Source organism: Streptomyces viridosporus T7A, from assembly GCF_008704515.1.
GTDB lineage: Bacteria > Actinomycetota > Actinomycetes > Streptomycetales > Streptomycetaceae > Streptomyces > Streptomyces viridosporus.
The window spans coordinates 436,065-454,373 of sequence record NZ_CP023700.1; the positions used below are offsets into that span (position 1 = coordinate 436,065).

General features: G+C 72.9%; 17 protein-coding genes. 6 read left to right on the top strand and 11 right to left on the bottom strand.

Annotated elements, in window-relative coordinates:
- Position 1: 1 nt before the first annotated feature.
- Positions 2–820, top strand: a complete 819-nt coding sequence (locus tag CP969_RS02175) for an alpha/beta fold hydrolase (protein ID WP_223887029.1) — start codon at positions 2–4, stop codon at positions 818–820.
- Positions 821–875: 55 nt separating this feature from the next.
- On the opposite strand, the gene CP969_RS02180 is transcribed toward CP969_RS02175, so the two are convergent.
- The gene (locus CP969_RS02180; protein ID WP_016828112.1) at positions 876–1,208 is read right to left on the bottom strand and encodes a hypothetical protein; all 333 of its coding nucleotides are present in this window, start codon (positions 1,206–1,208) and stop codon (positions 876–878) included.
- Between the two features lie 95 nt (positions 1,209–1,303).
- Between CP969_RS02180 and CP969_RS02185 the strand changes: the two genes are divergently transcribed.
- Both CP969_RS02185 and CP969_RS02190 read left to right on the top strand, forming a co-directional pair.
- On the top strand, positions 1,304–2,584 hold the full coding sequence (locus CP969_RS02185) for an ATP-binding protein (protein WP_223887030.1): 1,281 nt from the start codon (positions 1,304–1,306) through the stop codon (positions 2,582–2,584).
- Positions 2,585–2,828: 244 nt separating this feature from the next.
- The gene (locus CP969_RS02190) at positions 2,829–4,928 is read left to right on the top strand and encodes a SpoIIE family protein phosphatase (protein WP_050793834.1); all 2,100 of its coding nucleotides are present in this window, start codon (positions 2,829–2,831) and stop codon (positions 4,926–4,928) included.
- Positions 4,929–5,186: 258 nt separating this feature from the next.
- Here CP969_RS02190 and npdG read toward each other — a convergent pair whose 3' ends face one another.
- The 10 genes from npdG to CP969_RS02235 form a co-directional block, all read right to left on the bottom strand.
- Positions 5,187–5,861 (bottom strand): NADPH-dependent F420 reductase, encoded by a 675-nt coding sequence (gene npdG / locus CP969_RS02195; protein WP_004993279.1) that lies wholly within the window; start codon positions 5,859–5,861, stop codon positions 5,187–5,189.
- Between the two features lie 74 nt (positions 5,862–5,935).
- Positions 5,936–7,273: an MmgE/PrpD family protein gene (locus CP969_RS02200; protein ID WP_016828109.1), complete on the bottom strand. Its 1,338-nt coding sequence runs from the start codon at positions 7,271–7,273 to the stop codon at positions 5,936–5,938.
- Complete coding sequence (locus CP969_RS02205) at positions 7,270–8,334, bottom strand: LLM class flavin-dependent oxidoreductase (protein ID WP_016828108.1); 1,065 nt, start codon at positions 8,332–8,334, stop codon at positions 7,270–7,272. Before CP969_RS02205 ends, CP969_RS02200 begins: the two co-directional genes overlap by 4 nt.
- A complete protein-coding gene (locus CP969_RS02210) occupies positions 8,331–9,182 on the bottom strand; it encodes an alpha/beta fold hydrolase (protein WP_016828107.1) in 852 nt (283 codons plus the stop codon). Before CP969_RS02210 ends, CP969_RS02205 begins: the two co-directional genes overlap by 4 nt.
- Positions 9,179–10,141, bottom strand: coding sequence for a DODA-type extradiol aromatic ring-opening family dioxygenase (locus tag CP969_RS02215; protein ID WP_016828106.1), 963 nt, complete (start codon positions 10,139–10,141; stop codon positions 9,179–9,181). The genes CP969_RS02210 and CP969_RS02215 overlap by 4 nt, the downstream gene beginning before the upstream one ends.
- 73 nt (positions 10,142–10,214) lie before the next feature.
- Positions 10,215–11,543 carry a peptidase dimerization domain-containing protein gene (locus CP969_RS02220; RefSeq protein ID WP_004993274.1) on the bottom strand — a complete coding sequence of 443 codons (1,329 nt, stop codon included), beginning with the start codon at positions 11,541–11,543 and terminating at the stop codon, positions 10,215–10,217.
- A complete protein-coding gene (locus tag CP969_RS34165) occupies positions 11,540–11,671 on the bottom strand; it encodes a hypothetical protein (RefSeq protein WP_004993273.1) in 132 nt (43 codons plus the stop codon). Before CP969_RS34165 ends, CP969_RS02220 begins: the two co-directional genes overlap by 4 nt.
- Positions 11,672–11,676: 5 nt before the next feature.
- Positions 11,677–12,501 carry an alpha/beta fold hydrolase gene (locus tag CP969_RS02225; protein ID WP_016828105.1) on the bottom strand — a complete coding sequence of 275 codons (825 nt, stop codon included), beginning with the start codon at positions 12,499–12,501 and terminating at the stop codon, positions 11,677–11,679.
- Positions 12,488–13,723 carry a Rieske 2Fe-2S domain-containing protein gene (locus CP969_RS02230; RefSeq protein ID WP_016828104.1) on the bottom strand — a complete coding sequence of 412 codons (1,236 nt, stop codon included), beginning with the start codon at positions 13,721–13,723 and terminating at the stop codon, positions 12,488–12,490. The genes CP969_RS02225 and CP969_RS02230 overlap by 14 nt, the downstream gene beginning before the upstream one ends.
- A 98-nt stretch (positions 13,724–13,821) precedes the next feature.
- The gene (locus tag CP969_RS02235; RefSeq protein ID WP_039831821.1) at positions 13,822–14,766 is read right to left on the bottom strand and encodes a PDR/VanB family oxidoreductase; all 945 of its coding nucleotides are present in this window, start codon (positions 14,764–14,766) and stop codon (positions 13,822–13,824) included.
- A 166-nt stretch (positions 14,767–14,932) separates the two neighbouring features.
- On the opposite strand from CP969_RS02235, the gene CP969_RS02240 reads away from it, so the two are divergent.
- The 3 genes from CP969_RS02240 to CP969_RS02250 all read left to right on the top strand — a co-directional run bounded on the left by CP969_RS02240 (position 14,933) and on the right by CP969_RS02250 (position 18,293).
- Positions 14,933–15,634: a TetR/AcrR family transcriptional regulator gene (locus CP969_RS02240; RefSeq protein WP_004993268.1), complete on the top strand. Its 702-nt coding sequence runs from the start codon at positions 14,933–14,935 to the stop codon at positions 15,632–15,634.
- Positions 15,635–16,095: 461 nt separating this feature from the next.
- Positions 16,096–17,433, top strand: coding sequence for an MFS transporter (locus tag CP969_RS02245; RefSeq protein WP_016828102.1), 1,338 nt, complete (start codon positions 16,096–16,098; stop codon positions 17,431–17,433).
- Positions 17,434–17,435: 2 nt separating this feature from the next.
- Positions 17,436–18,293, top strand: coding sequence for an alpha/beta fold hydrolase (locus tag CP969_RS02250; protein ID WP_039831820.1), 858 nt, complete (start codon positions 17,436–17,438; stop codon positions 18,291–18,293).
- Positions 18,294–18,309: the final 16 nt, after the last annotated feature.

The window sequence follows — 18,309 nt, forward strand, 5'->3', positions numbered from 1 at the left end:
CGTGCCGGCATCTCCCTTGTTGCACCACCACCTCGTCGGACCGGCGGACGCTCCGCCCCTGGTCCTCGGCCCGTCGCTGGGCACTTCCAAGGCGGTCTGGGAGCCCCAGTTGCCCTCCTTGAGCCGCCGTTTCCGGGTGCTGCGCTTCGACCTGCCCGGACATGGCGGTTCCTCCGCAGATATCCTGCCCGCCCCCGAGCCGGGCCGTACGACAGTGGGAGACCTGGCGTCGCTGGTCCTCGACCTGGCCAATCAGTACGGCTGGAGCCGCTTCCACTACGCGGGCATCTCCCTGGGCGGAGCCATCGGCACCCACCTCGCGGCCCATCATCCGGACCGAGTCGCCTCCTTGGCCCTGGTCTGCTCCTCCGCGCACTTCGGTGCCGCGCAGCCGTGGCACGAGCGGGCCGATCTGGTAAGGCTCCAGGGGACCGCTCCCCTGTTGGAGACCAGCCCGGGCCGCTGGTTCGCCGACCGGTCCTTCGCCGACTCTCCCTTCGGCCGCAGGCTGCTCGGTACCCTCGCCGCTGCCGACCCCGTCGGATACGCCGCCTGCTGTGACGCCCTCGCCGCGTACGATCTGCGCCCCGACCTCGCGACGATCAGCGCCCCCACCCTCGTCGTCGGGGGCGCCTTGGACACCGCCACACCACTGAAGCACGCGCGGGAGCTTGCCGAGGGCATTGCGGACAGTGTGCTGGAGACCATCCCTTGCGGCCACCTCGCCGTCGAGACGCCCCGAGCCCTGCAGGACGTTCTGGTCGATCACCTGAGGACAGCCTGTGCAGAGGGCGCGATGCGAGTTCCGTTGCCCGACTGAGACGATCCGGCAGCACTACATGGCGAGTCCGACCACGAACAGTCAGCTCATCAGATCACCGAACTGATCGTTTCAGAATGCGTCTGGCCGAGCGCTCCAGCAGGAGCCTGGCATGCGCGGTCGCGGCGGCACCATAGGCGGTCGCGACCGGGATGGCGAAGCCGAGCTGGGGCTCGCGGAGCGCGGCCTGGATCGCGCCGGCCTTCTGGTCGCGGTGGTGGCGCCGGTGCCGGGCCAGGCCCGCGATGATCTGCGGCTTCGTGAGCTTCGCCGCCTGCCCCGGGGTAGGCGCCTTGACCAGCAGTTCCAGGGCGTCGGTGCTGGTCAGATCCAGGGACGCAGAGGCGGTCAGCGCGCCCGGGAAGCGCTCGCGCAGTGTGTTGCGCAACTTTCAAACAGCGCGGATGGAACGGCCTCGGGCGCGGCGATCTCTGCGTGATCACCAGGGACGACAGGGGCCGCCGGGGCGGGCAGACTGGTGGTATGGCTACGCCTGGCCCGGCCGGTGCGCCGTTGCGGCGGTTGCCACCGCGGCCGCAGAGCGCCGCGGCGGCCCGGCGGTTTGTGCGGGATGTGCTGGACGGGGCGGCCCCGGATGTGGTGGACACCGCGCAGCTGCTGGTCAGCGAGTTGGTGACCAACGCGGTGGTGCACGCGCACACCGAGGTGGAGGTGCGGGCCTGGGCTGCGGACGGGCGGGTGCACGTCCACGTCAGCGATCAGGACCCGAACCGCGTCCTGGTGCCCCGCACGGGCGGCACGGCGTATGCCGGTACCGGCCGGGGTCTGGCCATGGTCGAACAGCTGGCCTCCAGCCACGGTGTCCTGGTCGGCGAGGACGGCAAGACGGTCTGGTTCGAGCTGCGGCCCGGCACCCCCGAGCCGCCGGCATCGGGCTGGAGCATCCCTGCCGCGCCCCTTGCGACGATGGTGACCGTGGAGCTGGTCGATCTGCCCGGCGCGCTGCACGCGGCGGCCCAGCAGCACCGCGACGCGTTGCTGCGTGAATTCCTGCTGGCGGCGTCTGCGGGCGACCCGCCCTCGGTCCCGCTGGAAGACCTGCTGACCGCGCACGACACCAACCACCTCATCAGCGCGCGTCTGGCCTCCGCGTCCGAACACCACGCCCGCGGGGACCTGCGCACGGTCCGCGTGCAGATGCCCGCCGGCGCCCGGGAGGCCGTACTCACCCTGGGCCGGATGCTGGACGCGGCCGACGAAGCGGCCCGCCGGGGGCAACTGCTGACCCGGCCGGCCCTGCCGCAGATCCGCGCCGTCACCCACTGGCTTCTCGGGCAGATCACCGGCCAGCTCGCCGGGCACGACCCCACTGCCTGGACCGCGGTGCCCCGCGAGCCCAGCGCCACATCCCCCGAGCTGGCCCCCTTCGATCCCGGCCGACTACAGGCGAGCAGCACCCCGACCATCGCCGCCGACGACGGCAACCGGATCATCGCCGCGAACGCGGCGGCGGCCGAACTGCTGGGCTGGCACCCGAGCGACCTCATCGGGCAGCGGGTCACCATGATCATCCCGGAACACCTGCGCGAACGCCACGTCGCCGCCTTCACCTCCCTGCTGCTCACCGGACAGGCATACATCCTCGGCCGGCAGGTCGCCATGCCGGCCCTCCACCGCGACGGCAGGCTGATCGAGATCAGCCTGTGCATCCAGACGCAGGAGGCAACCGATGGCCGCAGCGTGTTCGTCGCCCGCCTCACCGGACAAGAGCGCCGGGAAACTTGGGTTCATCGGGCGGAGTGATGACCGCACCGCCACGACCGCCGCGTCTTCCGTCGCCCCACGGGGCGATGAGCAGACACCCGAGGACGGGCCCCTGCGCTCATGCCACCGTGCACGTCGGCGGCGGCGCGGTGCTGGATGGGGCGCAAGGATGCCCGGGCTCTCGGGGATGCACGACCGGCCGGAAAGTCTTCAGGGCTGCGGGGGACTGGCGCGGGCGGGTCCGGTACAGGCCGTGTGACGACCGGCGAAAGGGGTGTCCGGAATGATCGCAGTGGGAGCTTTCGGGGCTGTTCACGGCCGGGCGGATCAGACGGGGGACGTCTCCTCCGCTCCGGGCGGACTGCTGGACGTGCTGGGTGTCGCGGCCGTCGTTCTCGACGCGGACGGGCGGATCGTGCTGTGGAGCCCACAGGCCGAGGTCCTGTTCGGCTACACCGCCCAGGAGGCGCTGGGCCAGTATGCGGCCCGGCTGCTGCTTGCGGAGGAGCACCTGGAGCAGGTGCTTGACCTGTTCGCCCAGGTCATGACGAGCGGCGAGAGCTGGGCCGGCGGTTTCCCCATCCGGTGCAAGGACGGCCGCACGCAGATGGTGGAGTTCCGCAACATGCGGCTGGAGGACGTCCAAGGGGACCTCTACGCCCTGGGGATCGCCTCTGACCAGGCCACGCTGCAGGAGGCGGAGCGGGGGCTGGCGCTGTCGGTGCGCCTGTTCGAGCAGTCTCCGATCGGGCTGGCCGTTTTGGACACCGACCTGCGGTTCGTGGCCGTCAACCCGGCGTTGGAGCAGATCAACGGCCTGCCCGCCGCCGACCACCTCGGCCAGCGTCTTCGCAAGGTCCTGCCGCATCTGGACACCGACGTCGAAGCCACGGTCCGCCAGGTGCTGCAGAGTGGAATCCCGCTGCTGGACCAGCCCACCGTCGGCCGCACCGCGGCCGACCCCGGCCATGAACATGCCTGGTCGGTCTCCCACTACCGGCTGGAGGACCCCGGCGGACGGGTACTGGGGACGGCCGCCTCGATCGTGGACGTCACCGAGCGGCGCCGGACGGAAACCGAGGCGGCCCGGGCCCGGCGGCGGCTTGCGCTCATCGCCGACGCCTCCCTGCGCATCGGGACCACGCTCGACCTCGAGCAGACCGCCCGCGAGCTGGCCGAGGTGTGCGTGCCGGACCTCGCCGACGTGGCCGCGGTGGACGTGCTCGACACCGTCCTGCAGGGCCACACGGCGGAGACCCGCGAAGGGCCCGCGCTGTTTCGCCCCCTCGCCGTGACCGCGGCCGGCCCCACCGAGGCCGCCCGCGCCGCCGACCCGCCCGGCGAACTCGCCGTCTACGACACCGACCGCCTGGCCGCCCAGTGCGTGAACCTGCGCCACCCGATCCGGGTGCCCCGCGTGGAGGGCCGCGACCTGCCACGCATCGCCCGCTCCCCCCAGGCGGTCGAGCTCCTGGCCCGCGCCGGGCTGCACTCCTACCTGGCCGTGCCGCTGACCGCCCGCGGCGAGATCCTCGGACTCCTCGACCTCAAGCGCACCCACAACCCCGAACCGTTCACCCACGACGACGAAGTCCTGGCCGGCGAGCTGGCCGCCCGCGCCGCCCTGTCCATCGACAACGCCCGCTGGTACCGCAGCCAGCGGCACGCGGCCCTCGCCCTCCAACGCCACCTGCTCCCCCAGCACCCGCCGCACATGGTGGGCCTGGAGGTCGCCAGCCGGTACCAGCCCGCCGCAGCCACCGCCGAGGTCGGCGGCGACTGGTTCGACGCCATCCCCCTGGCCGGCGACAGGACCGCCCTCGTGGTCGGCGACGTCATGGGCAGCGGCATCAACGCCGCCGCCACCATGGGCCAGCTGCGCACCGCCACCCGCGCCTTCGCCGACCTCGACCTCGCCCCCGCGGAGGTCCTCGAACTCCTCGACCGCACCACCACCCGGCTGGAGGAGACCATCGCTACCTGCGCCTTCGCCGTCTACGACCCGCACCGCGCACAGTGCCGCGTCTGCCTCGCCGGCCACCTGCCCCCCGTCCTGGTCCCCCCCGGCCGCGTCCCCCACCTGCTCGACCTGCCCCCCGGCGCACCCCTCGGTGTCGGCGGCATCCCGTTCCGAACCGCCACCTTCGACATGGGCCCCGGTGACCAACTGATCCTCTACACCGACGGCCTGGTCGAGACCCGCGACCAACCCATCGACCAGCGCCTGAACACCCTCCTCGGCCTCCTCGACGACCCGGAGCGCCCCCTGGAGGAGACCTGCGACCGGCTCCTGCACGCCCTGCGCCACCCCGACGACCACGACGACGTCGCCCTGCTCATCGCCCGGGCCCAGCCCGCCCCCCACCAAGCCTTCCGACCCTGACCCGCTGAGCGGCTGCCGTCGGCCGCCCCAGGCGGTAGATCCGGTCCGGGCGGCTTCCCCCAGGGCGGCGGCCGCCTCGGTCACGGCGGCGCCGGATTCGTGATCGCTCATGCCTGCCTCGCTCCGGAAGCGGTCAGGTGGCGGTACGGAACGGGCATGCGGGTCACCTCCGGCAGGGGGTGGATGAGTGGAGTGGACGAGGGACGTTCGGAACGGGCAGCGCGGGCGCGTCGGGGAGGCGGTCGTCCCCGCCGACGGTCATCCTTCGTGCCCGAGGCCGGCGATGCGGATACCGGAGCGAACCTTGTAGCGCTTGTTGACGCCGATCAACACGGCGGTGAACGGCTCCAGTTGACGGGCCAGCCGCAGTGCGCCGACGTCGATGCCGGCGCGGCCGGTGACCGTGCGTGCCAGCTCGACGGCCACCGTCTTGGCCTCGCTGTCGTCGCCGCAGACCAGTACGTCCTCGTGGTCGAGCAGCCCGGCCCCGCTCCACAGGCTCGTCGCGGACAGGTGGTGGAACGCGCCTACCAGCCTGGCCTCGGGGACGATCCGCTGCGCCTCTTCGGCCGCACTGCCCTCGGCGACGTTCAGACCGTAGGGACCGCGCTGATCAAAGCCGAGCGGGTTCACACAGCTGAGTACCACCTTGCCGGCCAGTCGGGTGCGCAGCGATTCCACCAGTGCGGCATGACCGTTGTAGGGCACCGCGAGCAGCACGACGTCCGCCGACTCGGCGGCGGTGGCATTGTCCGTCCCGCTGATCGAGACGGCGTCACCGGCCCGGCGCACGATCTCGGTCGCCGTCCGCTCCGCGCGCTCGGTGGACCGGGAGCCGAGGACGACGGTGTGACCGGCCTGGGCGAACCGGTAGGCCAGGCCCTTGCCCTGGGGGCCGGTGCCGCCGATGATGCCGATCTTGTAGCTGGTCATTCGGGCTCCTCGCGGATCAGGGGATGCGGGTGGGTGTTCCTCGGGAGAGACGGAGCAGAGGGGGGCGGAAGCGCTCACCGCCGCAGCAGTCGGCACAGGGTGTGTCGCAGGTCGCCGATGTCGGGCACGGTGTCCAGGGACAGGCACTGCGTGATCCACTGCGCCCAGAGGTCGTCACCTTCGTCAGCGCCGACGATGCGGCGGAACTTGTCCGTGACCGCTTCATCGGGCAAGGGGCGGGCGGCGCCTCCGCCTCCGCCCAGGACCTCCTTCTCGACCCGCCGGCCGTCCGCGAGATCGACGATCACACGTGCGCCCCAGCGGTCTGGCAGGTGGGCGTCGAGTTCGGGGGCGTGCCCCAGGGCCACCTCCGGCACGCCCGGGGGCAACGCGCCCCGGAAGAAACCGACGTCCGCGGCGGCCCCGTGGAACCACGCGGCGACGGCGAAGACTGCGCTGGCCGCGGCCTCGGTGGGGCCCGCCGGCGCCCGGTCGGCGGTGACGAAGCGCAGCAGTGCCTCGGGCAGCCGGATCTCGACGCGGCGGGCCGTCGCGACCGGCAGCCCCTGGACCGCCAGCGTCTCCAGGGCGTCGAGCGCCGCGTGCAGCGGCCGGGCGCACGGATACGCCTTGAACGCGCAGTCGTTCAGATGTGGCTCCGCCCCGGGCGAGGACGGCGCGGCGGGTGTGCCCAGTGCCGCGGCGGCGGGTCCGTCCAGCAGGGTGCCACTGGCCCGGGCGCCGATGCGGGCCAGGTGGGCGGCCTCCGTCCCGTCGGCCGCCGCGCGCCCGGTCAGCAGATAGTGGCCCGCGCCGAGCTCGTCCGCGCTGAGCAGCCCGCCGAGACCGGCCGCGGCCAGGCCCAGGGCCGCGGTGGTTTCCCCGTGGTCGAGGTCCAGCAGGCTCGCCGTCGCGGCGGCCGAGCCCAGGGCGCCGAAGACCGCGGTCGGCCACCAGGCGGTGCCGTACAGGCGGGGCCCGCCGAAGCGCAGGCCCGCCTCGACGACCACCTCGTATCCGCTGATCACGGCGTCGACGACGGCCCGGCCCGGCCGTCCTTCGCGGTCGGCCACGGCCAGGGCGGCCGGGACCACGACGGCCGCGGGCACCACCGCAGCGGCGGGGTGCAGGGCGTCGTACTCGTCGGCGTGCGCCAGCACGGACTCCGCCCACACGGTGGTGCGCAGCGTGTGCCGTCCGGCCAGGGCGGGTGTGTACAGCTCGCCCGGTTCACGGCGGTCGCCGGTGTCCGTCGTGAACCGGGCGAGCTGCGCCGCGAGGGGGTGGGAGGATCCGGCCACGACGCAGCCCAGCGTGTCGAGGACGTGGAGGGCGGCCAGCGACCGGGTGCCGGCGTCGGCCTGCCCGGCCGCCCGCCGGCCGCGCCGGGCCAGCTCCTCCAGCACGCTCACCGGACCGCTCCCGGTCGCAGGGCGGGCAGCACGGTGGCGCCGACGCCTTCGATCAACTCGGTGGGCAGGTCGTAGGACCCGACGTGCTGGAGGAACACGCCGCTCACTCCGGTGGCGTGCAGCTCCCGGAGCCGTTCGGTGATCTCCTGCGCGGTGCCGAACAGGCAGAACTCCTGGGCGAAGCGTAGGGCCGCCTCATCGCTGACCCATTCCGAGCAGATGGTGACGGCCGCGTCCCAGTCCTCGGCGTGCACGAGGTCCGGGTAGACCCCCTCCACCTGTGCGGGGACGTCGAGTTCGATCCCCGCGAGGGCGAGGAAGGGCGCTCCGCCATTCTGCGCGATCGACGCGCAGATCGGCTTGAGGGTCCGCGCGTCCTTCTCGACGTCGTCGGTCACGGCGCAGAACGCCGAGACGGTCAGCGGGACGGCCTCATCGGTGCGGCCCGCGGTCTCGGCGCCCTCGCGCACCCGGGCGGTGGCACCGGACAGGGTCTTCGGCGAGGCGCCGCTGAGCAGGATGACGCCGTCCGCCACCTCCCCGGCAAGCCGCAGGTTGCGCGGGCCGCTGGCGGCCATGTGGATCGGCACGTCCGGCCGGGGGTCGCGGAGCCGGGAGCGGACCCCGCCGAAGTCCCACTCGTGCCCGGCCAGCAGGGCACGGAGCAGGCCGATCCCCTCCCGCAGCGCCGCCCCGGTGCTCGGGCGCAGGCCGACGGGGCCGACCGAGCTGTTGCCCACGCCGACGCCGAGGGTGAACCTGCCGGGGGCGAGTTCGGCCACGCTGCGCGCGGCGGAGGCGACGACGGCCGGGTGCCGGGTCACCAGGTTGGTGACCGCGGTGCCCAGCCCGATCCGCTCGGTGTGCAGGGCAGCCGCGGTCAGCACCGTGAACACGTCCCGCCACAGCAGCTGGGAGTCGGGGAACCACACCTGATCGAAGCCGAGTTCCTCGGCCCGGCGCACGGATGCGACCAGCCGGTCCGCCCGGTCGCACGGCGGGATGCGCACCCCGACCCGCAGTCCGGTCTGCGGCGCGGCCGCTGCGGCGGGGGCGGTCATGCCCGGCCCCGGCCGAGGAATTCCAGCGCCAGCTTGTTGAAACGGTCGGCGTGCTCGTGCTGGGGCCAGTGTCCGCACTCCGGGAAGATCTCCAGGGCCGCGCCGGGGATCGACTGCTGCATCCGGTGCGCCTCCGGCACGTCGCCGAAGGGGTTCTGCGCGCCCCAGACGATCTGGGTGGGCGCGGTGATCCGGGCCATCTGCTCGGGGGTGAGGAGGTCCTCGGTGCGGTTCTCCATCTTCTGCAGGCACAGCAGTTCGTCGATGCCGGCGACGAACTCGGGCCGGTGGTAGATGGCGTGGCGCACGTCGACGAGTTCCTCGGAGACGTTCACCGGGTCGTGCATCAGCAGTTCGAGGCGCCGGCGGGTGAGGTCGCGGTCGTCGCTGGTGACGGCGGCCTTGGTGCTGGTGCGGATACGGTCCATGACCTCGGGGTTGGCCACGGTCCCCCCCGGGGCGACGAGGATCAGCCGCCCGACCCGCTCGGGGTGGTCGGCGGCCAGTCGGCCGGCCACCCAGCCGCCGAGGGACTCGCCGATGAAGTGGGCCCGCTCGATGCCGCGGCTGTCGAGGTAGTCGAGCACGTGCCGCACGTAGCGCGGGATGCGCAGGTCGCCGCCCGGGTTGTCGGTGTAGCCGTGGCCCAGCATGTCGAGGGCGTGCAGTTCGTAGTGCTCGGCCAGGTCGGGCACGTTGCGCACGAAGGCCTCGAGGTGGCCGCTGGTGCCGTGGAGCATCACCACGGCCTCGCCGGCGCCGGCTCGCAGCACGCGGGTGCGGGTGCCCTTCACCGGTGCGTACGACAGCTCGAAGCCGGTGCCGGTCAGGTCGGTCCAGAGGGTCATGCGGAGGTCTCCTTCGGGGAGGGGGTGAGGAGGCTGACGCCCATGCCGGTCAGCCAGTCGGGGACGGCCCCGTAGGCGAGGGTGCGGCCGGTCGGCAGGCCCTCGGGGGAGGTGAGGGCCGCGGTCATCGCGATCCAGGCGCGCAGTTCGTGGGCTCCGTTGCCCGCCTCCTTCTCGATCTGTTCGTCGGTGCGGTCGAGGAGCTCGGAGAGGTCGCCGGTCTCGAGCAGGTGCAGGAACCGCTGGTCGAACGCCTCGTTGATGTCCGGTGCCGCGGCCCGGATGATCTGCCGGCGGCGTACCTCGTACTCGCCCCAGGAGGTGCGGCCGTTGAGCCAGGCCCGGACGAGGAACCGGTCGTCGTCCGACAGCGCGGCGAACCACTTGGGCCAGGGCAGCCGGTGGGACAGTCCGCCGGAGGCGATGACCGCGATCCGCTTGTCCCGGCCGTCGCCGTGGACGGCCTTGCGCAGGGCGGCGCCGAACGCGTGGCAGCGGCGCAGGGAAGGCAGTGGCGGCGCGAACATGTTGATCACGACGGGGACGACCGGTACGTCGAGGTCGGGCACCAGGTGCTGGAGCGAGTGGGTGATGCCGTGGTCGACGGTGAGCCGCAGGGAGAACGCCGGGTCGAACCCGTCGTCGACCAGCCCGTCGACGAGGCCGCGGGCCAGGTCGGTGTCGACCGGGAGCGGGCCGCCGGGCGTGCCGGCCTCGCCGGCGCCGTTCACCTCGCCGACGCCGACGGTGAAGGCCGGCATCAGGTCGAGGAACATGCCGCGGAAGTGGTTGGACCCGATGACCACGACGGCGTCCGGGCGGGCCGCGGCGAGCGCGTCGCGCGCCCGGGCCAGTCCGTCGCGGAAGCGGTGGGCGGCGGGGAGGTGGTCGACCTCGGCCCAGTGCGTGTTCATCAGGGTGCTGTGCGACGCCCCGATGCCCAGGACCAGTCGGCTCATGACTCCTCCTTGCTGGTGCTCTTCGGCCGCGTGGGCGACGCCGCCGCGTTCGGTGGTGATCCGATACGGGTGTTCAGGGCGTGCTCCGTTCCTGGGTGCACAGCGCGATCGCGGTGTGCACGAGGGTGCGGGTCAGCCGGTGGGCCTCCCGGATGTCGACGACGTTCATCCCGGAGGGGAAGTCCAGCGGCAGCGGGGCGTCCGGGCCGATCCGGTCCATGCCGATCCGGGCGGTCGGCAGGCCGCGGGAGCGCAGGATGTTGGCGTCGGTGGCGCCGCTGTTGGCGACGATGGGCTGGTGCGGGCGGCCGGTGCTCTCCTCCCAGGCGGCCTTGGCCGCCGCGACGACCGGGGCGTCCTCGGGGGTGTGGGTGCCGGGGATGGACAGGACCATGTCCCAGTCGAGTTCGATCTCCGGGTGCGCGGCGGTGATCGCGTCGACGGCGGCGGCGAACTCGCGGCGTACGTCGGCGGGTGTCGAGCGGGGGCTGGTGCGCAGGTCGACCATGATCCGGCACAGGGCCGGGGTCACGGCCGCCATCCGCGGCCAGCCGCCCTCCACGGAGGACACGATGCCCTGCGGTGCGACCAGCCCGTCAGTGTGCCGGGCGGTGTACTCGGGGAACCAGCGCTCCAGGGCGTCGATCACGGTGGCGGCGTGGGCGATGGCGTTGCGGTACGGCATCCGGTGCCGGCTGCCGACGTAGGTGTAGGTGCCGCGCACGCGGATCTCGAACCAGCACAGTCCCACCTCCTCCCAGGAGACGGCCCATCCCGGCTTGGCGATCAGGGCGTGGTCGGCCCACCAGCCCTGCTCCAGCAGGAACGAGCAGCCGTTGCCCTGGCCGGTGTTGTGCCGGGTCAGACCACGGGTGGTGCGGCCGTTGGTCGGCATCCCGCCGGCGCCGAGGCCGACGACGAGGTCGCCGCGCAGCGGGATCCGGGCGCGGGCGATCGCCTCCGCCGCGGCGACGACCGCCGCGCCGTGCCCCTTGGGGTTGCTGGCGCCCAGGCCGAGCACGTGGTGGCCGTGCACCTCGGCGCGGGGCCGCAGGTCCGCTCGCAGTTCGGGTCCGACCCAGGGCACGTCCTCCTCGGGGTCGCCGACGGTGAGGGTGTCGATCGGGGCGTAGAGCAGCAGGTCCTCGCCGCTGCCATCGCCGCGCAGCCGGGCGACGGCGTTGCCCTGGCGGTCGTCGATCGCCTGGTAGTGGGCGTCGAGCCCCGCGTGGTCGAGCGTGGTGGTCAGCCAGCGGGCGAGTTCGGCCTCCTCACCGGTCGGGCTCGGGATGTCGACCATGCCGACGACGAGTTCGGTGAGCCGCTCGGGGGTGATGAGCTTCCACGCGGCCTCGGCCCAGGCCTGTTGCCGCTCGGTCAGCCGGGTGGTCGGCGGGGTCATCGCGCACCCGGGCGGACGGTGCGGACGGTGGTGCCGCGCCCCAGCCGGACGAGCAGCCCGGTGCGCTGCGCGGCCACGGCGGCGGCGACGGCGGTGAGGGTGATGAGGACGGCGGTGCGAGGGGACATGGGGGTCAGCTCCTGTCGGTGAGGAACGCGTCGGCGAGCGCGGCGACGGTGGCGGGACGCTCGGCCTGGGGGTGGTGGGAGGTCCGGCCGATGACGGCGAGGTCACCGCGGGGCAGCGCGTCGGCGAGCGCCGCCGCGTAGTCCGGGCCGGCGAAGGGGTCGTGGCGCCCCCACAGGACCAGGGTGGGGGCCCGGACGGTGCCGAGGGCGGGGCCCAGGTCCTCGGCGGGGGCGGGCAGGTGGGCGGTGGCGAGGGCGCCGGCCGTGGTGCTGGCCCGGTACCGGGCCAGCACCGTCGGCTCCGGGATGCGGGTGGCGTCGTACCACTCCAGCTCGGCCAGCAGCGCCCGCGTCTTCGCGGGGCTGGGGCCGTCGCCGCCGTAGTACTCGGTGCGGGCCCGGACGGCGAGTCCGGGGTCCGTGCGCAGCGGTCCCGCCCCGCCCGGTGCGGGCGTGGGCTGGCTGCCGATGAGCACGATCCGGCCGAGCCGCTCGGGCCGGTCGGCCGCGAGTTTCAGCGCGACCGTCCCGCCGTACGACTGGGCCAGTACGTCGACCCGCTCGGTCCCGAGCCGCTCCAGCAGCGCGGCGAGACCGTCGGCGGCGGCCGTGACGGACCGCTGGGGCGCCGGCTGCCCGGTGGCCGAGGCGCCGTAGCCGGGCAGGTCCACCCACAGCCACCGGCGCTGCGGCCGCAGCGCCATCACCGCGGCGAAGTCCGAGGTCGTGTGGCAGCCCGGGCCACCGCCGTGCAGGACGGCGGTGACCGGGCCGTGGGCGGCCCCGGCCCAGCCGTGGGCCGGCGCGGTGGCCGGCTCAGTGGCCGACACGGCGTTCGGTGGGCTGGACGACCGGTTGGAGCTTCTCGACGTGCCGGCGCCAGGCGTTGATCGACAGGTCGGGCCGGTAGAGCCGCTCCGGCGGGGCGTCCGTGACGTTGACCATCCAGGCGTCCTGCCGGGTGAACTGGCCGTGGAACAGCCACCGGAAGGCGGACAGGTACTTCGCCTTGAACGCCAGTGCCGTGGCACCGGTCTCGAAGCGCACCATCAGCTGCACGTAGCGCACGTGGTCGGCGTCGACGGGGACGTACCACTCGTAGTGGATGAACTTCGGGTAGGCCACCCGCAGCAGTCCGGGCATCCGGACCGACACGAAGCCCGGGATGTCCATGGCGGCGATCACGGGGTTGGCGTCGCCGTTCTTGTCGGGGTGGTCGGGCAGGGGCACCCGCTTCCACCAGCGCTTGTTGGTGAAGGTGCCGACGCCGGGGAACTCCGCCTCGTAGTGCAGTTCGTCCTGCACGCGGATCAGCCAGCCGTCCTTCTCGACGATGCGCGTCTTGTTCCAGGTCGGCATGACCTTGAACAGGCGCCACAGTGCGGTGTTGTGCAGGTACTTCGCGTGGCCCTCGTCGAAGCCGTTCTCGGCGCCGAAGCGCCAGTTGCCGTCGCGGACCTCCGACCGGCCGCCGAGCACCAGCGTGTTCTCGGTGAGTTCGGTGGGGATGTCGCGCTCGACCGGCGGGGGTTCCTCGCCGGGTTCCACGTCGCCGATGTAGACCCACAGCAGGCCCAGGCGCTCCTCCACCGGGTAGGTGGCGACGGAGAGCTTGCCGCAGATGGGGCTGTCGGGTCCGTCGGTGATGACGGCGTCGAGCCTTCCGGTCTCCAGGCCGAAGGTCCAGCCGTGGTAGGCGCAGCTGATCGTGCCGGGGAACTGCCGTCGGCCCAGCGACAGGGGCACACCGCGGTGCGGGCAGCGGTCGTGCAGACCGCGCACGGTGTCGCCGTCGCGGATGAGCACGATCCGCTCACCGGCCAGGGTGATCGGGACCGGCTTCTGCTGGACCTGGTGGGCCCAGATGGTCGGGTACCAGTAGTTGCGGAACCCCAGCTCGGCCGAGTTGTAGGTCGGCCACGCCGACCAGTCCGTGCCCTCCTGCACGGGCGGGCCGGGCTCGACCGGTGTCGTCGGACGGGCCGCGGCACCGCGGGAACGCGGGGCCCGACGGGGTGCGGCCTCGGGGGTCGGGTCGGTGGGTGCGGTCACGATGTCTCCAGTCAACGGGGGTTCGTACGGGGGACCGTGCGATCGTCGGAGTCGGGGGATCGGCCGGTCGCGAGGGGTGGCGGTTCACGACCGCCCGTTCAGAGGTCGAGCACCAGTTCTCCGGTCCGTGCCCGCGACACGCACGGCAGGAAGACGTCGGTGCGGTCGGGGTCGGTCAGTGAGTCGCGGTGCAGGGGCAGGCCTTCCAGGACCGGCAGCTCGCAGCTGCCGCAGACGCCGTCCCGGCAGGCGTTGGGAACGGCGATGCCGGCCGCGTCCAGGACGTCGAGGGCCGAGCAGTGCGCGGGGACGGCCAGCCGGCGGTCGGACCGGCCCAGGACCAGCTCGAACGGCTGCAGGTCGTCCTCGTCGTCACGGGGGCGGGCGGAGAAGCGCTCGACGTGCAGGGCGTCCGCCGGCCAGCTCTCGCACCGCTGCTCGACGGCCGCGATCAGTCCCTCCGGGCCGCAGCAGTACACGGCCGTCCCCTCGACCGGCTCGCCGAGGGCCGCATCGAGGTCGAGGTGACCGAACTCGTCGAACGGCCGCGGTTCCACCGCGTCCCCGTGGGGCGCGAGCTCGGACAGGTAGGCCATCGAGCGGCGGGTGCGCCCGCCGTAGAGCAGTCGCCAGTCCCCGCCCTGCGCGTCGATCCGGCGGATCATCGGCAGCAGGGGCGTGATCCCGATGCCGCCCGCAATGAACAGGTAGCTCTTCGCCTCGACGAGCGGGAAGTGGTTGCGCGGCCCTCCGACCTCGACGGTCTCGCCGGGCCGCAGCACCTCGTGCACGTAGGCCGACCCCCCGGAGGAGTTCGGCTCCCGCAGGACGGCGATGCGGTAGCGGTCGCGTTCCGCCGGATCGCCGACCAGGGAGTACTGGCGCACGTGCTCCGGCAACCCGAGGTCGATGTGGGCCCCGGGCTCCCAGGCGGGCAGCAGGCGCCGCTCGGGGTCGGCGAGCTCGACCGAAAGCACACAGTCGGACTCCTGCCGCAGGGCGACGACCTCGAGTTCCAGGACGCCGTTCTCGCTGTCGGACATCTTCACCTCCGGGTTCAGTACTAAGTACGGTACGCAATACGAGCAACTCTGTGAAGCCCCCGGACGAGAGGGCGTACAGAGCCCGTCGCACTCGGCGGACAGGCGGGACAGACGTACGGGACGATGTCCGGTACCTTGTGACCGCAGTGCGATCAGGAGGGGCTCCATGGCTCGGCAGCAGAAGCGATCCCCGCGCGGTGACAACTCGCTCACACCCGAGCGGATCATCGACGCGGCCCTGCGCATCTCCGACGCGGAGGGGGACCTGGACCGGCTGACCGTACGGCGGCTGGCCACCGAGCTGGGCGTGGGCACGATGACCCTCTACAGCTACTTCCGCAGCAAGGAAGAGATCCTCGACGGGATGGCCGACCACGTGCTGGGCCGGATGCGCCTGCCCGCCGAACCCGACCCCGGGCCGGCCGAGGCGCTGCGCACCGTCGGACACGCCTTCCTCGCGATGATGCGCGAGCACCCGAGCGTCGTCCGGCTGTTCTCCACCCGCATCACGGACAGCCCCACCGCACTGCGCGGCGCCATGGAGGCGGTACTGCGCCGGCTCGTCGACGCCGGGATCCCGGGCCCCCTGGCCGTGCGCTGCTACGGCTTCCTCATCACCTACGCCATCGGCTTCGCCAGCTATCAGACGCCCCGGCCGTGGGGCAGGCTGGCCGCCGACGAGGGCGCCGAACAGCGACGGCAGCGCAGCCACTTCTACGCGGCCCTCCCGATCGAGGAGTTCCCGCTGGTGGTGGGCCTCGCCGAGGAGGTCACCGAGCTACCCTCCGACGCGCTGTTCGAGGCCGGCCTCGAGGCGTACATCGACAGCACGCTCCGCACGCTCGCCGGGGACGACGCCCGGGCCTGACCCCCCGCCCCACCGGCCCCAGCCGAGGCCGCCACCCCCGCGGCCCGCCCCCCGGCCCAACCCCCCGGCCCGGCGTGCCACCCGGGCACCGCCGGGGCGCCGGTTTCCGATCAGCCGGAGCCCGGGCCCTCCATCGCGGTCACTCCCTCGCACACAGCAGCCGACGGGCACTTTTCAGCCAGCCCGACCCCTTGACGCGACCGGAGAGCTTCGTACACAGTACGGGGCACTGCACGAGACGCTGTACGGAACATTGTGCGACCGGCGGACACCCCAGGTCGCTCGCCGATGTCATCCTGGGAAGTCCCCGCAGCGTCCCCGCCCGCGCACCCCCACGGCGCAGACCGAGAACCATCCGCACGCCCGCAGGCCGGGGAGCCCGCAGAACCAGAGCCCCCAGACCTCGCCGACGTCCCTTTTCGACTTGGCCGACCGCCTCGGCCCGTTTTCTCGGAGGACGCATGACCACGACGCCATCTGCAAGACAGCAGGGCAGAAGGGCCGTTTTCGCGAGCTGGATCGGCACCACCATCGAGTACTACGACTTCGCGATCTACGGCCTGGCCGCGTCACTGATCTTCGCCGAACTGTTCTTCCCGTCGACCGATCCCACGGTGGGCACGCTGCTGTCGCTGTCCAGCTTCGCCGTCGGCTACCTCACCCGACCGCTCGGCGCCCTGGTCTTCGGCCACTTCGGCGACCGCATCGGCCGCAAGACCGTGCTCGTCTCCACCCTCATCCTGATGGGCGTGGCGACCTTCGCGATCGGGCTGCTGCCCTCCTACTCCCAGATCGGCATCGCCGCCCCCGTCCTCCTCATCGTCGCCCGGCTGCTGCAGGGCTTCTCCGTCGGCGGCGAGTACAGCGGCGCGGTCCTGATGACGGTGGAGCACTCGGACCGCAAGCCCGGCCTGTTCGGTTCGCTCGTCAACACCGGGGCCACCGCGGGCCTGGTGCTGGCCAACCTGGTCTTCCTGCTGGTCTTCCAGCTCCCCGACGACCAGATGATGTCCTGGGGCTGGCGCGTCCCGTTCCTGCTCAGCGGCGTCCTCGTGGTCATAGGACTCGTCGCGCGGTACTCGCTGGAGGAGTCGCCCGACTTCGCCGCGGCCAAGGAGCAGGGCACCGTCCAGGAGGTGCCGATCCTCGAGGTGCTGCGCAACCACCTCGGCACGGTGCTGCTGGTGGCCGTGGGCATCATCGCCGCGGGCAGCGCCTTCACCATGACGACGGTCTTCTCGCTGACCTACGGAAAGACCGCTCTCGGTCTGGACAACAGCACGATGCTCACCGTGCTCCTGCCCGCGTGCGCCGTGATCCTCGTCTGTCTGCCGCTGTTCGGCCGGCTCTCCGACCGCGTCGGCGTGCGGCCGGTGTTCCTGGCCGGTGCCGCCGCCCTCGTCGTGCTGCCCTTCGTCTGGTTCGCCCTGCTGGACACCGGCCACTACGCCCTGATGCTGTTGGGCTTCTCGCTGCTGTTCGTCGGCTACTCCGCGAACTACGCGGTGGTCCCCGCCTACTTCTCCCAGGTCTTCCCCCCGGCCGTCCGGTTCACGGGTATGTCGGTCGGCTTCACCATCGGGCTCATCGCCGGCAACGCCGCCGCCCCCGCCGTCTCCGCCTGGCTGCTGCAGACCACCGGAGGCTGGCCCGCCATCGCGGGCTACATGGCGGTCACCGCTCTGCTGTCCCTGGCGGCCGGTCTCTTCCTGCGGCTGCCGTCCGGCACCGACCCGCAACCGACCACCGAGGAACCGGCCACCACGGCACCGGCCGAGGCCGAACAGGTCACTCGGTGATCATGTCCCGATCGAAGACCCCTGTGCGCCGCGGCTTCGCCGACACCCGCCACGGCCAGGTGCACTACGCCGAGCACGGCAGCGGCGCCCCGGTGCTACTGCTGCACCAGACCCCACGGTCCTGGGACGAGTACCGCGACGTGCTGCCGCTGCTCGGCGACGGGTTCCGGGCCATCGCGATGGACACCCCGGGCTTCGGGGAGTCCGCCCGCCCGGCCGGGCCCTTCAGCATCGAGCTGTTCGCCACCGGGGTGCTGGACCTCTGCGACGACCTGGGCCTCGACCGGGTCGCCCTGGTCGGGCACCACACCGGCGCGGTGGTCGCCCTCGAGACCGCCGCCACCGCCCCGGACCGGGTCCACGGCCTCGTGCTGTCCGGCATGCCGTTCGTCGACGCCGAACGCCGGCGGCTCGTGGCCCGGCGGGCGCCCATCGACCACGTCGTGCCGGCTCCGGACGGCTCCCACGTCCTCCAGCTGTGGACCAACCGCTCCCGGTACTACCCGGTGGACCGGCCGGACCTGCTCGACCGCCTGGTCCGGGACGGGCTGGGCGTCCTCGACCGGATCGAGGAGGGGCACCTGGCGGTGAACCGCTACCGGATGGAGGAGCGGATCGGGCTGGTCCGCTCACCGGCGCTCGCCCTCTGCGGTGAGCTGGACGAGTTCTCGCTGCCGGACCTCCCGAAGATCGCCGCCGCGCTGCCCGGAGCCCGTACGGCCGTCCTGTCCGGCACCGGCGTGCCGGCCGTCGACCACCGGCCCGAACAGTTCGCCGCGGCGGTCCGCGCCTTCCTCGAGGACCTGGACCGCTCCCCGGAACCGACCACCACAGCCGACCCCTGCCCCTCTGCCCCCTGACATCCGACCTTCGATC